Consider the following 18,643-nt stretch of genomic DNA (forward strand, 5'->3'; position numbering starts at 1 on the left):
CAGGACCGTTTTTTTTGATATGGACAAAGCGACAATCAGGGAACAGTATAAAAAACGGCGAAAGGCGCTGAGCAGCACGGAGCTTAATGACTGGAATGATGCGATCTTGCAACATCTACGGACTCTCTCGTGGCCTGCTGACGGCTACTTGCATGTATTCCTGCCGATCTTACGGCAGAATGAGCCGGATACTTGGCGTTTTATACGTTTTCTACAGCAAGAATATCCGAGCGCTAAAGTTGTCCTTAGCCGGACTAATCCTAGTAATTTCTCCATGGAGCACTTCCTGATGCGTGAAGGTATTGTTTTGCAGGAGAATGCTTGGGGTATCGTGGAGCCAGTAGAAGGAGAGCGGATCGCAGAAAGTGCGTTGGACTTCGTCTTGATTCCCTTGCTAGTTGCCGATAGTAAAGGAAATCGTGTGGGCTATGGTAAAGGTTTTTATGATCGTTTTCTGGCCCAATGTAGACCAGACTGTGTGAAAATCGGTATTTCCTACTTCGACCCTATCGAAAAAATCGATGACATTGACGCTTTTGACATTCCTTTGGACATGCTCGTGACGCCAAAGAAAATCTACCGTTTTTCGTCGTCAATACCATTGTAGTTGGAAGGCTGTTGAAGAATAGAAAACTCCCGATGTGCGAAAGCTGCATCGGGAGTTTTTTTACTTGTACAGTATCCGAAATTTAATCGTGTTATCGATCTGCTTAAGCTGCTTCAGGAGGTTCTTATCGTAGGCAGCATGTATATCGGTCACTGCATAACCAATATCGCCTTTCGTCATCAGAAACTGTGAGATGATATTGATTTGATTCTCTGCATACACGTTGTTTATCTGCGCCATAATGCCCGGGACATTCTGGTGAATATGCAGCAATCGGTGCGCGTGGCTTAAACGTGGTAAGGTAAGGTTTGGGAAATTTCGACTCATTGCCGTATCACCGTTGTTGATAAAATCGGCCATCCGCCTCGGGATGAACTCGGCATTGCGTTTTTTTAGCTTTTTATCATCAAACACCACGATACCTTTCTCGGTGCAGGTGCTGCGGCTTACATGCCCCTTGACATCGCCCAAATAGCCTATAGTTTTTAGCTTGTCTGCACGTGCGAGCTGTTCGTTGTCAATAGTAATACCGTCGGCCAACAACAACATACCTACATCTTTGATGTATTTCTCTTCGAAGGTATCTTTTGTGCGGACAGAAAAACCGTCTCTCTTCAAAATATGAACGGCAATTTCAGGAACATCACCAATGATCAGGCATAAAATCCTGTTTTTAGGATAAGATATGGCACGAGGAAGATCGTTAACGTAAAGGAATTCGTCGAAGCTTGGCGTAATATGGTCGGCTTTCTCTGTCACACTTTGACGGGAGATGTTTTCCGTAAAGGCGAAGAATTTCTCGATCAAACCCGACTCTTTCAATTGGAAATCGGAGTATCCATCACCAATCCCGAATATGCGGCCATTTATCTTCAGCTCTTTCAATAGCTTGACTTTTCCTCCTTCATCCGAAAGGGGATTGCTCTCATCGTACCCAATAATGTTGCCTTCCTCGTCAAACCTGAAGGTGTTCGCGTAAATGTTCTCTTTTTTGATATGGTAAGGTGTCACAACAGGAGTGATGAACTCCTTGAAACCTCCCGAAACAATCCAAGCCGTATCTTCATTCTTCCGGAAGAACTCTTTGTTTCTACCAAAGGAAAGCGATACTTTCTTTTTTAAATGGGATACCAGTTTATCCAAGTGGGATCTATTGGCATTCAATAACTGCACTCGCCCTGTTAAGCTCTCTCTAAACGAGATTTTTCCTTCCATTGCTAGGTTGGTATAATCTTCTATCTTTTGATAGATAGCCTCCCGATCGGGATGGTTTTCCAAGGATATACGCGCTAGCTCATCCAACGCTTCAACTTGAGTAAAGGTACTGTCGAAATCAATGATGTAATAATTTTTCACAGTATTTGATTTATGGTTAAGGTTTAAAATAGTCGACTTACTTCCTCCAGCGTTGCATTGAGGGGTTTGAACCGGAATCCGGTGCTGTCTACGATCTTCTTATTGGAGTAAGCCAATTTTGAAGCCGAAGCCATTGCTGCCTCGCGTGTAAGTGAAGGACGTTCGCGTTTTATCAGGGCGACAAGTTTTGCAACCCGCCATGCAATGCCTAGCATAAAAGGTTTGGCCTCCATGGTAGGCGCTGGTTTGTCCAGCAGCTTGGCAATGCGTTCTAGCAGCTGCTTGTTGCTTAGATTCTCGCTGTTCAAAATATAGCGCTCCCCAGAAATTTCTGTTTTGTCCATTAAGATCATCATGACCTGAGCGACATCTTCCACATCTACGATGCCCACCGTACCCGGAGGATAGATCTTAAGGCCTTTTTGCACCATATTGAAAATTACACCCGAGCCCTTAATGCCCGAGCCTATACCCATGATCACCGATGGATTAACAATCACCGCATCGAGCCCTTCGACAATACCGCGCCATACTTCCATTTCGCTTTCGTATTTGGAAATCGCATACTTGGAGTTGTCCGCGCCGTCGTCCCATTTGCTGTCTTCGGAAATGAGCTCTCCGTCTTTGCTGACGCCGAGCGAAGCTATGGAGCTGACATGCAGCAAACGAGCGCCATGTTCCAAACAGAGATTGACGATATGCTTGGTGCCCTCGATATTAGCATGTAACATAGCGGCATGTTCGGAAGGTTGGTAGGAAATCTTTGCGGCGCAGTGGTAAACGTTCGTTACCCCAGCAAACGCTTCAGATAAAGCGAAGTAATCGGTGATATCGGCATCGACCCAATTGACCAAGGACGAGGAGCGAAGACTTTCCGGGATAATGGACTGCTCACGTTTGATAGCGAGTACCGCGATACCTTGGTCAATTAATAGTTTGATCAAGGTTGATCCCAAAAAACCTGTTCCACCTGTTACGAGTACCACTTGCTAAGTTGTCGTTGAAAAATTTGTTCTTTCCAAAGATAGAAGATTGCGGATTGGTATCCAAATCGTTTCACGGAATAGTATTAACGAGACTTTCATTGCGCTCAGCAGGATGGGATATTAACAGATTGTGGATTGTTTTTTCTTTCGAAAGAAGTATTTTAAATGCATATTTGTGAACCACAGAGGGTGTTGTTTCTGTTTTTGTACTACTTTATACCAACTATACGATGTCTTTAGCTGATTTTTTTACGCCGATATCTACGCTGGAATTCTGTTCCGGACCCAACTTTTACAACTCGCAGTTTGGGCAGGTTGTCCAGGCATACGAAGATACTTTTCCCGATTTGGAAAATCCAGATACGAAGCCCCATTTGGTGTTAATAGGCGTGGAAGAGGAACGCGGAGCGGTTAATAATGCCGGAACAAAAAAGTCGCCGAATGCTATCCGCAAGTATTTCTACAATCTTTATCAAGGTGATTACAGCATGCGTATCGCTGATCTAGGTAATATACAAGCGGGAGCAACCGTGCGTGACACTTATATCGCATTGAAGACCGTGGTAGAGGAGTTGGTCAAGCAGGATATATTGCCGATTATTATTGGCGGAGGACAAGACCTTACCTATGCACAATATACGGCCTACGAGGGCTTGGAACAGCGTGTAGAAGTGGCTGTTATCGATGCAAAATTTGACCTCGATCAAGATAATGCGGAAAACACGGAATTGAATGCGCATACCTACCTCAATCATATTATCCTTCATCAGCCCGATTATCTATTCAATTTAAGCAATTTGGCTTACCAAACGTACTTAGTCAGTAAGGAGTCCATCAATATGTACGACAAATTGTTCTTTAACACGATGCGCATAGGCATGATGACGGGTAAGTTGGATCAGGCGGAGCCGCTGATCCGAGCGGCGGATATGTTGAGTTTTGATATCGGTGCTATTCGTGCTTCTGAAGCTCCGGGTAACGCCAATGCTAATCCAAATGGACTATACGGAGATGAGGCCTGTCAGCTGGCACGCTATGCGGGTATGTCCGATAAATGTTCCTCAATAGGTTTTTATGAATATAATCCAACCTTTGATCCAATGGGGCACACGGCGAGCCTTGTCGCGCAGATGATCTGGTGTTTTGTAGATGGGTTTTATAACCGTAAAAATGATGCTCCGCTGATTCCTAAATCGGCGTACATCGTTTACCGGACTACCCTAGAGAACGATGATTACGAGCTCGTTTTTGTGAAAAGCAAGAAGTCGGATCGTTGGTGGATGCAGGTTCCTTATTTTGGATCCAAATCGATCAATGAACGCTATTATTGGGTTCCCTGTCGTTACCAAGACTATCAGCAGGCCGTAGATGGTGATATGCCTGATCTTTGGTGGAAAACCCATCAGAAGTTGCAATAGTCTTTATTTATCAGGAAGCCTTCTGCTTGTATCAACGCTAGGGGAGAGCTTCCACTGATCTTTCTTTTTCATGGAAATATTCTTGATTGTTATAATTGGCCTATTGGTCCTAGGTATGCTGGCCTTGGTGCGCTCCAATGCGCAGAAAGTTCCTAAAGCAGATGCAACGCAGCTAATTGAGCAGCGTAATGCTGCTCAAATGGAACTCGTGAAAGTGTCGGAAAGGGAACGCCTGCTGTCCGAAACAAAAGTACAGCAGGAGATGCTTTTGGAGCGTGAACGAAGCGAACGAGCTGCACTTGAGCGAACGTTAGAAGCGACGAATGCTTTTTTGCAAGCCCAACAAGAGAAGTTTCAGGCACAGCAGGAAGAGATTTTACGCTTGAGGGAACAATTCAATCTGCAGTTTCAGCACATGGCCAATAAGATTCTAGAGGAGAAGACGCAAAAGTTTACCGCACTGAATCAACAGCAGATGGATCAGATTCTCAATCCCTTGAAAGAGAAAATCAAGACCTTCGAAGAGAAGGTGGAACGCACTTACCAACAAGAAGCCGCGGAGCGAAATGTGCTTAAAGGTGTTGTGGAGCAGTTGATGCAGCAAAGTATGCTGATCAAACATGAAGCAAACAACCTGACAAATGCCTTAAAAGGCGATACCAAAAAGCAGGGCAATTGGGGTGAAATTATATTGGAGCGGGTTCTGGAGCGATCCGGATTGATCAAAGATCAGGAGTATATCCTGCAATCGGTGTTCAAGGATGAGGAAGCACGGAAAATTCCAGATGCCATTATCTTACTGCCCGAGGATAAGCATCTGATTGTGGATTCCAAAGTTTCATTGGTGGCTTATGAGCGATGGGTGAATGCCGAAGCGGAAGCTGATCAGGTGGCCTTCTTGAAACAACATGTGCAGTCTATAGAAAGTCATGTGCGCGATCTGTCGGCTAAGAATTACCAAGATCTTTATGGTATTCACTCTCCCGACTTTGTGTTACTGTTTATGCCGATTGAGTCGGCACTGAGCGTTGCCGTACGCGAAAAGCCGGATTTGTTTTCGGACGCATGGGATAGACGTGTGGTTATCGTAAGTCCATCAACTCTGTTGGCAACTTTACGAACCATTGCCAGCATCTGGGTACAGGAACGGCAGAACAGAAACGTGCTGCAGATTGCCAAAGAAGCGGGGGCCTTATACGATAAATTTGTCGGCTTCCTACAGGATATGCAGCAAGTGGAAACACATATACAACGGGCTGCGGAAAAGCATCAGGATGCAATGAAAAAGCTTTCCACAGGCGCCGGAAATGTGGTTCGAAAAATAGAAAACCTAAAGGCGCTGGGCGCCAAGGCAAATAAGCAGATTGATAATCGCTTTTTGGAATAACTTAAAACAATAAGCGGAGGGGTTTTAGCATATACACCTCCGCCTATCAGCAATTAGATTTTTGCAGCGTTAATAGCCTGCTGCAAAATCGTCTCCACGCGGATCTGCTCCGGCTTGAAGCTTTCCATTGGGCAGAACAATAATATTTTCCATGCGGCCAATACTACCTCGTTTGTATAAGGTGTATCCGTCTTTTTCTAAACTTTTTCGGACATCTTCCGGAATGGCTCCTTCCTCAATATCAATGCGGTCGGGTTTCCATTGATGATGAAAACGTGGAGAAGAAACAGAAGCTTGGGCATCCATGTCGAATTCCAGCACATTTAATATACCCTGAAAAACCGATGTGATGATGGTGGAGCCTCCTGGTGTTCCAATCACCATCTTAAGCTTACCATTTTCTTCAACGATGGTAGGCGACATCGCGCTGAGCATACGTTTGCCAGGCTCTACAGCATTTGCCTTACCGCCAAGAAGTCCATATAGATTGGGGGTTCCGGGCTTTACTGAAAAATCGTCCATTTCGTTGTTCAGTAGGAAACCTGCACCATCTACCCATACTCCGGCGCCGTAGGATCCGTTTAAGGTAGTGGTCAACGAAACGGCATTACCTTCTTTGTCTACAATACAGAAATGCGTGGTTTCTTCTGATTCATAACCCGGGAATTTGCTTGCTTTTACTTGGTCGCTCGGTGTAGCTTTTTGCAAATTAACTTTGCTCATGCGCGCTTGGTTTAGTGCTTTATCGGTAAGATAAGCAACGGGGACATCATAAAAATCAGGATCTCCAAGGTGTGTTGCCCGATCGGCGTAGACACGTCGCTCGGCTTCTACCATAACGCGTACAGTACTGTCGGATTGATATCCCCATTGTTTTAAAGGATATTTTTCGACCGACTGTAGCAGCGCTAGCAAGGCGATGCCACCACTGGAAGGTGGGGGCATGGAGATGATATTGTATTCTTTATAGGTACCTACGATTGGTTTTCGCCATGTTGCACGGTAGTTAGAAAGATCGGCTTCGGATATGATGCCGTTGCCACGCTTCATTTCCGCAACAATCAGCGCTGCTGTTTCTCCACTGTAAAATCCTGCGCTACCTGATGTGGCGATACGCTTTAAAGTACCTGCAAGTTGTTGCTGCACAAAAATGTCGTCTTTTTTCCAAGGTGCATCGCGGATGATGGCGGCGCCATTTTTGTTTAATTTCTTGAAATGCGCTTGCATCTCGTTAAACTCGTTAGCCTGCTGTTCGGTAAGTGCAAAACCTTTTTCCGCAAGTGCTACGGCCGGCGCCAATAAGGCTGACCACGGTAAGCTTCCATACTTTTTGTGCGCTTCTTCCATACCAGCTACCGATCCCGGAACGCCAGCAGCAAGATGGCCGTCTAGGCTTAATGTGGTGATAGGTTCACCTAGGCTATCGAGATACATGTCGCGATGAGCCTTTGCTGGAGCTTTCTCTCGAAAATCTAGCGACGTTACCTCGCCACTATGGCTACGGTAAACCATAAAGCCACCACCACCGATATTACCGGCATTGGGATAAACAACAGCAAGGGCAAACTGTACCGCAATAGCGGCGTCGATAGCATTGCCGCCATCTTTTAAAATGGTATTGCCCACTTCGGAGGCTAGGGGATGCGCGGTAACAACGGCCCCGTTTTCAAACTCTTTGCTCTTCTGCGCCTGCTGTTCGTTTTGACGAACTTGACAGGAACTGATGAAGAACAGAACAAGCAATAAGGAGGAAAATCTTTTCATAACGTAAATATAATTGAAAAGGCTTGTTCCGCGTGAATCAATTTTTTATTTAAATCCTCGGTTTTCGTAGATAGTTTGGTAACTTTAGGCGAAGAATGATGTCTATTATCCACCCTAAATAAAGACTTATGAAAAAGATCATGTTTTCTTTCGCGTTTTTATGTTGTATAGCTACGGTGTTTGGACAGCGCGTTCGAATTTTATCCTACAATATTCACCATGGAAACCCACCAGCGGTATCGGATAAAATTGATTTGGATGCGATAGCCAGGGTGATTCTCGATTCTGGTGCTGATCTCGTGGGGATGCAGGAGGTCGATGTGCGTATTCCGCGCTCGCAGCTGGTCGACCAGGCACATCAACTCGCGCAGCTTACGGGAATGTATTACTTCTTTTCAAAAGGAATCGATTACGACGGAGGCGAATACGGGACGTTGATTCTTTCCAAATATAAGATCATCGGAAACCGGCGTTACGAACTTCCCATGCCCGAAGCTGGAGAGAACAGGTCATTGGCTATCGTCGATGTGGCTTTGCCCACAGGAAAAACGATATCCTTTGCGAATACACACCTAGATCTGTCTGAAAAAAATAAGGTGGCTCAGGCGGGATACATCAACGAGCTGGGCGATTGGTATGATCGACCGCTTATTTTGGTGGGCGATTTAAACGCCGAGCCGAAGAGTCCGGCTATCAACGTTCTAGACACATACTTCAGTCGAAATACAGATACGAATGGGCCAACCCATCCCAACCAGCAAGCCAAATCGGAGATCGACTATATCATGGTTGGGAAACACTGTAAGTTTATCTGGAAAGCATATAACACTATCGCGAGCGATGCTTCCGACCATTTACCACTTTTCGCAGAGATTGAGTTTAAATAATCTGTCGGACGACGCTTCACGTTATTGAATAATCATTAACGCTTTAGTTTTTCATTGTTCTTGTGCCTTTCTGCATCTCGAATAGATTTTTTTTGCAGGTTTTTTGTGAGGGCTTCAGTCAGATCGATGCCCGTTTGGTTGGCTAAGCACATCAGTACGAATAGCACATCGGCCATTTCATCGGCCAAATCTACTTGCTCATCCGATTTTTTAAAAGATTGCTCGCCATATTTTCTGGCCATGATGCGGGCAACTTCACCGACTTCCTCCATCAGTATAGCCGTGTTGGTAAGTTCATTGAAATAACGGATTCCAGTACTGTTAATCCATTTATCGATAAGGTCTTGGGCTTCTTTTATAGTCATGTTCTATTCGTTGATAGTTAAAAATTATCCTTGTCTTTCGTGTTCATAATGATGGTGACAGGCCCGTCATTGCGTAGGTCTATTTTCATGTCGGCACCAAAAATACCCATCTGTACTTTTTTGTGCAGTAACGTGCTGAGCATTTCGCCCATCGTTTTATATAGAGGCTCCGCAGTGGCGGGTCTTGCCGCACGTATAAAAGATGGTCTGTTACCCTTTTTGGTTTGTGCAAATAGGGTGAATTGAGAAATCAATAAGATATTGCCATGGACATCTTGGATGGATTTATTCATTAAGCCGGCTTCATCGGAAAATATGCGTAGGTTGACCAATTTTTGAGCTAGCCATTCTAAGTCTTGCATGTTGTCGTCTTCTTCAACGCCCAATAGTACGAGTAGGCCAAGCTCAATCGCTCCGGTGCATGTATCGTCGACAGTGCAGCTAGCTTGTGTGACGCGTTGTATTACTGCTCTCATGGTTTGCAAAGTAAAAATTAAAAAGTAGAAATTAAAAAGTCAGCCATGGAAAATCAAACGGAGTTTTCGTAAGAGGAATGGTATCTCTCTGGCTTTTGCTGCATGCTGTAGAAAAAATGCCTTGCTAAAACTAACAAGGCATTTTTCTGGGATCTCGACAACCTAAAATCTGATGTTTAAGCCGAATAAAATGTTCGTTTCGGCCTGTGGGTAATAGGCGTTTCCAAATAGTCGTGATCCATCAGCCTCGGAGATACCGCCATAGGTATATCCATGGGATTCATATTTTTCGTTGAAAATATTGTTAACAGCGAGGTTGGCATCGATTTGTTGGATGCCTAAAAGCGAAAATCCATAACGTAGACGTAGATTATTGACAAAGAATGGGGCAACACTACGATCCACGGAACTGGTGTTGTCTAGATATTGTCTAGATACATACTTGCTGGCAAGCGCGAGTTCCAATGGCGCTATCGGCCGATACGAAAATTCATTCGAGAGGATGACCGATGGTGAGAAGGAAATATTTGTTGATCGGTATTGCTTTTCTACCTGCGGAGCCGATGTTGCTTCCCAGTTTTCATCAAGAACACTTAAGTATTCCGTGTAATTTTTAATCTTGTTCTCGCTTAAGCCTGCCGTAGCTTTCCATAGAAATTGCTGGGATATTTTCCAAGCAGCATCCAGTTCAAGGCCTATACGGTAACTGTCCGGCACATTCTCCCGAATGGAGCCTCCTACATCATTTATTTCGCCGGTCAATACCAACTGATCCTTGTAGAACATTCCGTAAGCATTGGCGCCGATGTTTACATGCTCGGTTCGTAAGCGATAGCCTGCTTCCACGTTGTGCATCTTTTCGGCTCTAGGGCGTGCATTGGCTGAGGAGGCGACATAGTCGTCGCGAACAGGTTCTTTGCTGCCATAGGCATACGAGCTGTAGAAATTGGCCCGTGAGGAAAGCGTATATGTAGCACCTATCTTCGGATTGAAGAAATGGTGCTTGACGTTGACGTCTGCAAGTTGCCTATTGTGATCAAAACCTTCAAACGTGTAATCCACAAAGCGATATTGCAGATCGGTGTAGAGGTGAAGATTGCCAAACTGCCCATTCCATTTACCATACACATTGATATCGTTCTTCTCGGCGTCATTGAAGTAATATTTATCGCCCAACTGACTGTTCGAGGCGTATTGTGCCCAAATGACGTTTCCATAATGGTCGCCACGATATTGATTGGCAGCCCCACCAAAAATAAAGCTATGGCGCTCGTTGACTTTATGGCTCAAGGAGAAGACAGTACCATAAAAATGATTGTCCAACCAACGTTGCCTGATCAAATCGGTGCTGTTGATTGTGGTATCGCGGATGTTGATGGGGGCAAGGCCGTAGCCGCCGAAGGATTGCCCTGTTTTATATTCTTCATAATAACCCTTTCCACGTGTGTAGTGCAGGGCTACATTCAGCGTCGTTTGCGCTGAAGCAAAGTAGTTGTAATGTAGATGGTGATGCGTTTGCGTGTAATTATCTGTTTGGTTTGCATACTCGAATCCATTGTATCGGCGATTGGTTTCCAATAGTTCTTCCGGTACGCCATCCCAAGCTTGGTAGGTTTTCTCTTTACCCGAGAAAATCGTGGCCTTCAGCTGATGCTTCGCACCATAATATCCAGCATCAAAATAGAATGATTTTAGATCAGATGTTGCACGGTCTATATATCCATCGGAGCTTATCCGCGATAGACGTCCATTGAAAGCAAACTTGTCGTTTATCAGTCCTGATCCGACTTTTACCGTGTTTTTCCAAGTATTGTAGGATCCAAATGTATTGTTCAGTTCGGCGTAGGGGCTGGTTTCTAGCCCATCGGACTGTATATTTAGGGAGGCACCAAAGGCTCCGGCACCATTGGTGGATGTTCCTATACCACGTTGAATTTGGATACTTTCCGTACTCGAGGCAAAATCGGGTAAATTAACGAAGAAAGAGCCCATGCTTTCCGCATCGTTAAGCGGGATGCCGTTCAAGGTGACGTTAATTCGTTGATTGTTCGATCCGCGGATAGTCATGTTGGTATAGCCAATGCCTGCTCCAGCGTCTGATCCGACAACGACGGAAGGTGTTTGATCCAACAGGAACGGGATGTCTTGTCCAAGATTGGTGCGTTGCAAATCTTCTTTCGAAATGTTCTTGAAGGTGGTAGCGGAGTTTTCGGTGGCGCGGGTGGCCATGACCAATACTTCGCCTGTAATACGATGGTTAGGCTGTAGAACAACTTGGATGCTATTCTCCTGTGTAGGGTTGATATGCTTGGCGAATGCGCCGTAACCCACATAACGAACTTTAAGCGTGGCTGATTCCGCGCGTAGGTTGTTGAAGGTAACGATACCCTCATCGTTTGTCGATTGCGTGAGACCTTGCAGCTCAACGGTTGCGCCAATAAGTGGTTTTTGGTCGAGTGTCTTTACCGCGACCTTCAATGATGTTTGGCCGAAGGTTAATAATGCGCACATGCAAAACGTGAGCGTAACCCATCCATACTTCAACATAAAAAATGTAATTAAGAAAGTTAAACGAACTATTACCAGGGGTTACTAATAGCTATTTATTTAACTAAACCTTTTCCCTCCGCCAGCATTACCTGGATCAGGTGCGTCCCCGAAATATTTGGGACTGGGTATAATCTCAGCCTGTATTTGTGTTAAAAAACAAGGCACCCCTTTTGATGGCAACAAAATTAAACATTAATTCTATAAACACAAATTGTTAATCTTTTTTTTTAAACATGTTAAATGTAATTTTAAATTACGAATGGTTGTTGTTTTTAGAATAAAATTTATAAATTAGCAAATGTATTTTCTCTAAAAGTAGTAGTGAGGGGTTGTTCTACCGATGTAGGATTTCTTTTCATACACAAAAATTTAGTTTTGTAGGGCGATGAGGTATATTTCAGCGAGTATGGTGGTTCCCGTAGTGGGCAACTTTTTGAAGAACGGGGTGGTGGCGATCGATGAATCGGGCGTCATAACTGGCGTTTACGAACAAAATGACGTGCGTATTCTTCAAAAAGAGAAAGAAATTTACGACGGTGTACTGATACCGGGTTTCGTCAATGCGCATTGCCATATCGAATTGTCGCATATGTTAGGCAAAACAAAGAAGGGAACGGGTCTTCCCAAATTTCTGTCCGACATTATTAAGATGCGTACATCGCCTGAAAAGGAAATAATGGAAGCTATCGCGCAAGCCGACAAGCAAATGTGGGATAACGGAATACAGGCCGTGGGAGATCACGTTAATACGGCGTTTTCAGCGGAGGTGAAAGCCAACAGTGGCATTACTTACCACACTTTCGTGGAAATTATGGCACTGACAAAAGAGGATATACAACCTCGTATCGACAAGGCAAGAGATATCGAGTTTTATTTCAATGCCAATCACGCGTCGATAACAGCGCATGCGCCCTATTCGTGTTCGAAAGAATTATTCAAGGCATTTCGCAAAGCGGTGAATGAAGATAATATCTTTAGTATACACAATCAGGAGAGTGACGAGGAGAATAAGCTTTTCAGGTATCGCGAGGGTGGATTTCTTGATTTTTACAAAGAAATGGGCTTCAACGCGGAGGGCTTTAGAGCGCAAGCCCGTAATTCGGTGCAGTCGTATCTTCCGCATTTGCCAAAAAATAATAGACTTATCTTAGTGCATAATACCTTTACCTCGTTGAAGGATATTGATTTTGTCAATCGACAGGGGAGGGATGTGTATTACTGTGTCTGTCCAAAGGCGAATCTTTATATCGAGGAAAAATTGCCAAAGATACTGAACTTCCTCCCAGATACCCATGCGATGGTCATCGGTACCGACAGTTTGGCCTCTAACGACACGCTCGATATTTTGGATGAAATGAAAGTTTTGGTTCGTTATTTCGAACATTTAGATTTTATGCAGATTTTGGCTTGGGCGACCTTGAATGGTGCAAAAGCGCTGGGGCTTGAAGGTGCTCTTGGTTCTATTCAGGTGGGCAAACGGCCAGGACTCATCCTACTCGAAGGTATGAACAATCTGCGTTTGCATGATCGGGTGACACTGAAAAGAATCGCTTAGTTTGTTGGAATTTCTTGTGTACATTTGCTGTTGATGAAGCATTTGAAGATACAAGTTTTTGGCAAGGTACAACAAGTCTATTTCCGATTAACGACGAAAGCTGTCGCTGACCAATTAGGGGTTAAAGGTTTCGTGATGAATAAGCCAGACGGTAGTGTTTATATCGAGGCGGAAGCAGATGACTTTGCATTGGCTTCCCTATTGGACTTTTGCCAAGAAGGGCCTGATCGTGCAGAGGTTACGGACGTTAAATCAACCGAAGGCGATCTGCAAGGCTTCAAGAATTTCGAAGTTTTAAAAAGAATCAAATAATACTTCGTAGTGTCTGTCGTTAAAAGATTTTTAGGTGATACTGCAGTCTATGGACTGTCCACGATTGTTTCACGTTTGCTCAATTTCGTGTTAACACCGCTATTTACGGCGAAATTCTCCGCATCGCTGTATGGTATCTTTACAAATGTCTATTCTTGGTCAGCATTTATCAACACATTCTTAGCCTTCGGGATGGAGACAACCTATTTCCGATATCTACAGAAAGTAGATGCTGAAGATCGACCTAAGGTTGCCAACAATACTTTTTTGATCACCCTTGTTACGGCTGTGACTTTTTTAGTGTGCTTAGTGTCGCTGCTGGATCCGATAGCATCTTGGTTTGGTCGGAAAGGGATGCAGCCCGTCGCGGACTACAAATTCTATGTGCTATCCATGGGATTTACCTTAGCTGCAGATGCGTTGGCGGTTGTTCCTTTTGCAAAATTGCGTTCTCAGAATAGGCCTATTCGCTACAGTGTATTGAAGTTTTGTAATATTTTGGTTTTTGTGGGCCTGAATATCATGTTTTTGATTGTTTTACCCTGGTTTTTGGGCAAGTATAGTGAATTCCAAACTTATTTTTCCTGGTTTCGCGAGGGCTGGTTGGGATATGTTTTTCTTTCAAATTTTGTCGCTAGTATGGTTACATTAATTATGCTGATGCGAGATATGAAAGGGTTCAGGCTTCGGATGGATGTCAATATGGTGAGATCCATGCTATCCTACAGCTTGCCGATATTTGTTGCCAATGTTTCATTTATTATTAATGAACATCTAGATAAGATTTTGATGCCGAGCTTATTGCCTGAGCATATTGGTGAGCGCGATTTAGGTATTTATGGGGCAATCGGTAAGATTGCGATCTTCCTCAGTATTTTTGTTCAAGCGTTTAGGTTGGGGGCAGAGCCGTTTTTCTTTTCCTATGCAAAAAATGAAAATGCCCGAAAAACATATGCACTGATCATGGAATACTTCGTTATTGCCATGATGCTCGTCATGGTGGGACTATCGATGAATATCGAGTGGTTAAAGTATTTTATCGAGGGGGGAAGCGCGAAAGAAACGGCGGAATATTGGTCAGGTATAGGCTACATTCCTATAATTTTATTTAACTACGTCTTGTTGGGCATATATATGAACCTTTCCGTTTGGTACAAGCTTTCTGATCAAACGAAATATGGTTTATATATTTCTGGTTTTGGGGCTATAGTTACAATTGTTTTGTGCTATCTAGCTATTCCACGTTGGAGTTATGTGGGGGCGATTTTCGTTACGTCTATCGCCTATGTTGTTATGTTGGCTTTGTCTTACTACTGGGGGCAAAGAAACTATGCTATCCCGTACCGTGTAAAAAAGATTGGGATGCATATGTGTATAGGATCATTGCTAGTTTACTTGAATTATACTTTTTTTTACCGCAATGTGTGGTCCGGAAATGTTTTTCTTTTAGTATATATTGTTCTGATTTTTGTCTCTGAAAGAAAATTTGTCTCGAAAATATTTCAAACATAAGCGCTGGAAGGTCGGACTTGGGACTAGTTGTACTTTAACTATGAAACGACCTCTTCTGCAAACTTATCATTAATTTCTTCGAGGACTTCCAATATCTCTTGATGATTTTGGAGTCCTACCAGTTGCATACGGTATTCTTTGAAGTTGGGAATACCTTTGAAGTAATTCGCATAATGCCTACGCATTTCGAATATGCCGGTCTTCTCGCCCTTCCATTCAATAGACTTTGTGAGGTGGGTTTTGCAAACCTCCACCCGCTCAGCGATAGTTGGCCCCTCCAATCTTTCGCCTGTTTGAAAGAAATGTTTTATCTCTCGGAATATCCATGGATATCCGATCGATGCGCGACCGATCATGATACCATCCACTTCAAACTCTTGACGCCAAGCTGCCGCTTTTTCCACCGAGTCTACATCGCCATTTCCAAAAATTGGGATTTTAACCCGCGGATTTTGTTTCACTTCGCGTATCATGCGCCAATCGGCCTGTCCTTTATACATTTGGGCACGCGTGCGCCCGTGGATCGCCAAAGCCTTGATACCTATATCTTGAAGACGTTCGGCTACTTCGTAGATGTTTTTGGTATTGTCATCCCAGCCTAGTCGTGTTTTTACCGTCACCGGCAGATGCGTGGCCTCCACAACCGCCTTGGTCATAGCCACCATTTTGTCGACATCCTGTAAAAGCGATGATCCAGCTCCCTTACATACTACATTTTTTACAGGACAACCGTAATTGATGTCAATTAAATCCGGGTTGGCTAAAGTACATATTTCCGCAGACTGACGCATATGTGCGATATCCGATCCGAAGATCTGTATCCCGATAGGACGTTCGTATTCAAAGATGTCCAGTTTCTGTCTTGATTTTGCCGCATCGCGAATAAGGCCTTCAGATGAAATGAACTCGGTATACATCATATCCACACCGTTCTGTTTACATACGTAACGGAATGGAGGGTCGCTCACATCTTCCATTGGTGCCAGCAACAGCGGGAATTCCCCTAGATCAATATGTTCTCCTATCTTAACAGCCATCAATCAATTTTTTACAAAGGTAAGAAAAAATTAAAATCGGAAAGGTTCTTTATGCTGTTCGCTTGAATGCGCAGCTATTCAGATGGTCATCTACCATGCCTACGGCCTGCATGAAAGCATAGCAAATGGTTGTTCCAAAGAATTTGATCCCTCGCTTTTTCAGGTCTTTGGCGATAGCGTCTGATTCCGCCGTGTGTGTGGCTGCAGACTTCATGTCATGCAGTGAATTGACCACAGAGCTGTTGCCAGGCATGAAGCTATATAAATAGTTGTAGAACGATCCGAACTCTTGTTGTATGGCCATGAAAATCTGTGCGTTTTTTACGGTGGCCTCTATTTTTCCTCGGTGTCGGATAATGCCGCTATCCTGGACCAATTCTTCGATTTTTTCGGGACCATATTGTGCGACAGCGCGGTAATCGAAATCGCTAAAAGCCTCGCGGTATCCCTCTCTGCGACGCAGGATCGTGATCCAACTAAGTCCAGCCTGTGCCGATTCCAGCACTAGAAACTCAAAGAGCGTTTTATCGTCGCTTACCGGTTTGCCCCACTCTTCGTCGTGGTATTTCACATAGAGTTCATCGGTTCCACACCAAGGGCAACGGATCTGTTCGGCTTGCTTCATGTTTTTCGTTTTTTAGCTTGATAATATTATCCTAACTTTACGGCAAAGTAAGCAAAATTTTTACATGTATTGGTTGAAACGTATCGTATTCAGTAGTCTATTTTGTGTGGTTTCGCTGCTCGGCGTTTGCCAGGTAGATTCAGTCGATAGGAAAATCGTAGTAGATAGTATAGCGGCCAATGAGCTTCATCTGGATACCTTCAACTATGTTTATCCGCCTGAAGATAGGCCCCATGAATTGCTACAGCGCTTTCTTGCTGAAATTGAATTGCGTAGTGTCAGTTTAGAGAAAAGCTTGGCTTTTGGCAAAGAAAAAGGCGCTTTGGCGAGTGTACAGGGCATGGAAAAATCTGGGCGTCCTACTTGGGTTTTGCTTAGTGTTTTTGGATTGTTTCTGGCGGTCGGTATTGTTCGTTTGCTTTTTCCGGGCGACTTTGCTATGATTGTGCAGGCCTACTACAGCGAACGTACCCTGCAGCAAATTAGCAAGGAAGATAATATGCTCACCTCTTGGCCATACATTCTGCTTTACTTGATTTTTAGCTTGGCTTTGGGCTTGTTCATTTTGCTCCTAGATTCAGCTTTTTTGCACCATGATGCGCTAAATTGGAACAACTACCTGCGCACGACGGCAGTTGTAGGCTTACTGTTTATTTTAAAAATTATCTTAATTCGCTTTATATCATTTGTATTTGAAATCGGTCGGGTTGTCCGTGAATACGTGACGGTTTTGTATCTTGTTTATTTCAATAGCATGTTGTTTCTCATGCCCATGCTGTTGGCTGTTACATTGATACCGGCGAACTATTTTAAATTTGTGTTAATTTTATTTAGCGTGGTTGTGGCTATGTTGTTTATTTATAGGTTTTTGAGGACAGCTTTCCGTCTTTTTGGTAATCTTAAGTTTTCGGTTTTTTATTTAATTCTGTATCTTTGCGCACTCGAAGTAGCGCCGATTTTGATATTGGTAAAAACATTGAGCAATTAAAAAAATTGAATATGCAAGTAGATGTAGCAAGAGCTAAGAAGGTAAAGAGCATTTTAGTTACGTTGCCAAAACCTGAAAATGACAAGTCTCCTTATTTTAACTTGGCGGATAAATATAACCTGAAACTAGATTTTAGAGGGTTTATCCACGTGGAAGGCGTTCCTGCTAGGGACGTTCGTAAGGACAAGGTGAACTTTTCTGATTTTTCTGCCGTGATTTTTACCAGTAAAAATGCCGTTGACCATTTCTTTCGCGTGTGTGAGGAAATGCGCTATGAGGTGTCTGCCGAAATGAAGTATTTCTGTATCTCGGAAACCATTGCCCTGTACCTTCAAAAATATATTCAATACCGTAAACGCAAGATTTTCTTTGGTAAGCAAACTGCCAAAGATCTCGAAGAGGTGCTGAAGAAACATAGCAAAGAAAAATTTCTGTTTCCTTGTTCTGATGTGGCTAATGAAGAAACCCAAAAATGGTTACAGGACAATGGCTATAACTTTACGCCGGCCGTTCTTTTTCGTACGGTAATCAGTGATATCAAAGATTTGGAAGATGTCTTTTATGACGTAATTGTGTTCTTCAGTCCGTCAAGTGTGCAGTCTTTGTACGAAAACTTCCCTGACTTTAAACAAAACAATACGCGCATCGCTGCTTTTGGAGCAACTACCCAGCAAGAGTTGTTGAAGCATGATTTGATCCTTGATATTCCCGCACCAACGCCGGAAGCTCCCAGTATGACGATGGCCGTTGAGCAATACATCAAGCAAGTGAATAAGTAAAAACAGGTGAAATCCTATATATAGAAAGGGTTGGAAGTT

17 protein-coding genes are annotated in these 18,643 nt (G+C 43.8%); 9 read left to right on the top strand and 8 right to left on the bottom strand.

Annotated elements, in window-relative coordinates; genetic code table 11:
• Positions 1-19: 19 nt before the first annotated feature.
• Entirely contained in the window at positions 20-607 is a 588-nt protein-coding gene (locus SCB77_RS14205) for a 5-formyltetrahydrofolate cyclo-ligase (RefSeq protein ID WP_320182671.1), read from the top strand.
• A 60-nt stretch (positions 608-667) separates the two neighbouring features.
• Here the strand turns inward: SCB77_RS14205 and SCB77_RS14210 are convergent, their stop codons facing one another.
• Both SCB77_RS14210 and SCB77_RS14215 read right to left on the bottom strand, forming a co-directional pair.
• Positions 668-1,963 carry an HAD-IB family phosphatase gene (locus tag SCB77_RS14210; RefSeq protein ID WP_320182672.1) on the bottom strand — a complete coding sequence of 432 codons (1,296 nt, stop codon included), beginning with the start codon at positions 1,961-1,963 and terminating at the stop codon, positions 668-670.
• 23 nt (positions 1,964-1,986) lie between these two features.
• Entirely contained in the window at positions 1,987-2,949 is a 963-nt protein-coding gene (locus SCB77_RS14215; protein WP_320182673.1) for an NAD-dependent epimerase/dehydratase family protein, read from the bottom strand.
• A 230-nt stretch (positions 2,950-3,179) separates the two neighbouring features.
• Between SCB77_RS14215 and SCB77_RS14220 the strand changes: the two genes are divergently transcribed.
• Both SCB77_RS14220 and rmuC read left to right on the top strand, forming a co-directional pair.
• Positions 3,180-4,367 (top strand): formimidoylglutamase, encoded by a 1,188-nt coding sequence (locus SCB77_RS14220; protein WP_320182674.1) that lies wholly within the window; start codon positions 3,180-3,182, stop codon positions 4,365-4,367.
• 70 nt (positions 4,368-4,437) lie between these two features.
• Positions 4,438-5,754: a DNA recombination protein RmuC gene (gene rmuC / locus SCB77_RS14225; protein ID WP_320182675.1), complete on the top strand. Its 1,317-nt coding sequence runs from the start codon at positions 4,438-4,440 to the stop codon at positions 5,752-5,754.
• Between the two features lie 69 nt (positions 5,755-5,823).
• On the opposite strand, the gene ggt is transcribed toward rmuC, so the two are convergent.
• Positions 5,824-7,518 (bottom strand): gamma-glutamyltransferase, encoded by a 1,695-nt coding sequence (ggt, locus tag SCB77_RS14230; protein WP_320182676.1) that lies wholly within the window; start codon positions 7,516-7,518, stop codon positions 5,824-5,826.
• Between the two features lie 128 nt (positions 7,519-7,646).
• On the opposite strand from ggt, the gene SCB77_RS14235 reads away from it, so the two are divergent.
• Positions 7,647-8,405, top strand: coding sequence for an endonuclease/exonuclease/phosphatase family protein (locus tag SCB77_RS14235; RefSeq protein WP_320182677.1), 759 nt, complete (start codon positions 7,647-7,649; stop codon positions 8,403-8,405).
• 35 nt (positions 8,406-8,440) lie between these two features.
• On the opposite strand, the gene SCB77_RS14240 is transcribed toward SCB77_RS14235, so the two are convergent.
• From SCB77_RS14240 to SCB77_RS14250, 3 genes are all read right to left on the bottom strand, one after another.
• On the bottom strand, positions 8,441-8,770 hold the full coding sequence (locus SCB77_RS14240) for a nucleotide pyrophosphohydrolase (protein ID WP_320182678.1): 330 nt from the start codon (positions 8,768-8,770) through the stop codon (positions 8,441-8,443).
• A 17-nt stretch (positions 8,771-8,787) separates the two neighbouring features.
• Positions 8,788-9,246 carry a D-aminoacyl-tRNA deacylase gene (gene dtd, locus SCB77_RS14245; protein ID WP_320182679.1) on the bottom strand — a complete coding sequence of 153 codons (459 nt, stop codon included), beginning with the start codon at positions 9,244-9,246 and terminating at the stop codon, positions 8,788-8,790.
• Between the two features lie 162 nt (positions 9,247-9,408).
• On the bottom strand, positions 9,409-11,757 hold the full coding sequence (locus SCB77_RS14250) for a TonB-dependent receptor (protein ID WP_320182680.1): 2,349 nt from the start codon (positions 11,755-11,757) through the stop codon (positions 9,409-9,411).
• Between the two features lie 424 nt (positions 11,758-12,181).
• On the opposite strand from SCB77_RS14250, the gene SCB77_RS14255 reads away from it, so the two are divergent.
• The 3 genes from SCB77_RS14255 to SCB77_RS14265 are packed head-to-tail and all read left to right on the top strand — an operon-like array spanning position 12,182 to position 15,175.
• Positions 12,182-13,351, top strand: coding sequence for an amidohydrolase family protein (locus SCB77_RS14255; RefSeq protein WP_320182681.1), 1,170 nt, complete (start codon positions 12,182-12,184; stop codon positions 13,349-13,351).
• 33 nt (positions 13,352-13,384) lie between these two features.
• Positions 13,385-13,663 (top strand): acylphosphatase, encoded by a 279-nt coding sequence (locus SCB77_RS14260; RefSeq protein ID WP_320182682.1) that lies wholly within the window; start codon positions 13,385-13,387, stop codon positions 13,661-13,663.
• A 9-nt stretch (positions 13,664-13,672) separates the two neighbouring features.
• Positions 13,673-15,175, top strand: coding sequence for a lipopolysaccharide biosynthesis protein (locus SCB77_RS14265; RefSeq protein ID WP_320182683.1), 1,503 nt, complete (start codon positions 13,673-13,675; stop codon positions 15,173-15,175).
• A 38-nt stretch (positions 15,176-15,213) separates the two neighbouring features.
• Here the strand turns inward: SCB77_RS14265 and dusB are convergent, their stop codons facing one another.
• Positions 15,214-16,212, bottom strand: a complete 999-nt coding sequence (gene dusB, locus SCB77_RS14270; protein WP_320182684.1) for a tRNA dihydrouridine synthase DusB — start codon at positions 16,210-16,212, stop codon at positions 15,214-15,216.
• 49 nt (positions 16,213-16,261) lie between these two features.
• A complete protein-coding gene (locus tag SCB77_RS14275) occupies positions 16,262-16,837 on the bottom strand; it encodes a DNA-3-methyladenine glycosylase I (RefSeq protein ID WP_320182685.1) in 576 nt (191 codons plus the stop codon).
• Positions 16,838-16,901: 64 nt separating this feature from the next.
• Here SCB77_RS14275 and SCB77_RS14280 point away from each other — a divergent pair, with 64 nt between their 5' ends.
• Together SCB77_RS14280 and SCB77_RS14285 are read left to right on the top strand one after the other, a co-directional pair.
• Entirely contained in the window at positions 16,902-17,825 is a 924-nt protein-coding gene (locus SCB77_RS14280) for a DUF4271 domain-containing protein (RefSeq protein WP_320182686.1), read from the top strand.
• Positions 17,826-17,836: 11 nt separating this feature from the next.
• Complete coding sequence (locus SCB77_RS14285; protein WP_320182687.1) at positions 17,837-18,604, top strand: uroporphyrinogen-III synthase; 768 nt, start codon at positions 17,837-17,839, stop codon at positions 18,602-18,604.
• The last annotated feature ends 39 nt before the right edge of the window (positions 18,605-18,643 follow it).

Source organism: Sphingobacterium bambusae (assembly GCF_033955345.1).
GTDB lineage: Bacteria > Bacteroidota > Bacteroidia > Sphingobacteriales > Sphingobacteriaceae > Sphingobacterium > Sphingobacterium bambusae.

Bases quoted from the DNA above. Each gene is read 5' to 3' on its own strand.
- dusB (WP_320182684.1), bottom strand. From the start codon at position 16,212: ATGGCTGTTAAGATAGGAGAACATATTGATCTAGGGGAATTCCCGCTG.
- SCB77_RS14285 (WP_320182687.1), top strand. From the start codon at position 17,837: ATGCAAGTAGATGTAGCAAGAGCTAAGAAGGTAAAGAGCATTTTAGTT.
- rmuC (WP_320182675.1), top strand. From the start codon at position 4,438: ATGGAAATATTCTTGATTGTTATAATTGGCCTATTGGTCCTAGGTATG.
- SCB77_RS14220 (WP_320182674.1), top strand. From the start codon at position 3,180: ATGTCTTTAGCTGATTTTTTTACGCCGATATCTACGCTGGAATTCTGT.
- SCB77_RS14205 (WP_320182671.1), top strand. From the start codon at position 20: ATGGACAAAGCGACAATCAGGGAACAGTATAAAAAACGGCGAAAGGCG.
- ggt (WP_320182676.1), bottom strand. From the start codon at position 7,518: ATGAAAAGATTTTCCTCCTTATTGCTTGTTCTGTTCTTCATCAGTTCC.
- SCB77_RS14275 (WP_320182685.1), bottom strand. From the start codon at position 16,837: ATGAAGCAAGCCGAACAGATCCGTTGCCCTTGGTGTGGAACCGATGAA.
- SCB77_RS14255 (WP_320182681.1), top strand. From the start codon at position 12,182: ATGAGGTATATTTCAGCGAGTATGGTGGTTCCCGTAGTGGGCAACTTT.
- SCB77_RS14280 (WP_320182686.1), top strand. From the start codon at position 16,902: ATGTATTGGTTGAAACGTATCGTATTCAGTAGTCTATTTTGTGTGGTT.
- SCB77_RS14235 (WP_320182677.1), top strand. From the start codon at position 7,647: ATGAAAAAGATCATGTTTTCTTTCGCGTTTTTATGTTGTATAGCTACG.
- dtd (WP_320182679.1), bottom strand. From the start codon at position 9,246: ATGAGAGCAGTAATACAACGCGTCACACAAGCTAGCTGCACTGTCGAC.
- SCB77_RS14260 (WP_320182682.1), top strand. From the start codon at position 13,385: ATGAAGCATTTGAAGATACAAGTTTTTGGCAAGGTACAACAAGTCTAT.
- SCB77_RS14250 (WP_320182680.1), bottom strand. From the start codon at position 11,757: ATGTGCGCATTATTAACCTTCGGCCAAACATCATTGAAGGTCGCGGTA.
- SCB77_RS14240 (WP_320182678.1), bottom strand. From the start codon at position 8,770: ATGACTATAAAAGAAGCCCAAGACCTTATCGATAAATGGATTAACAGT.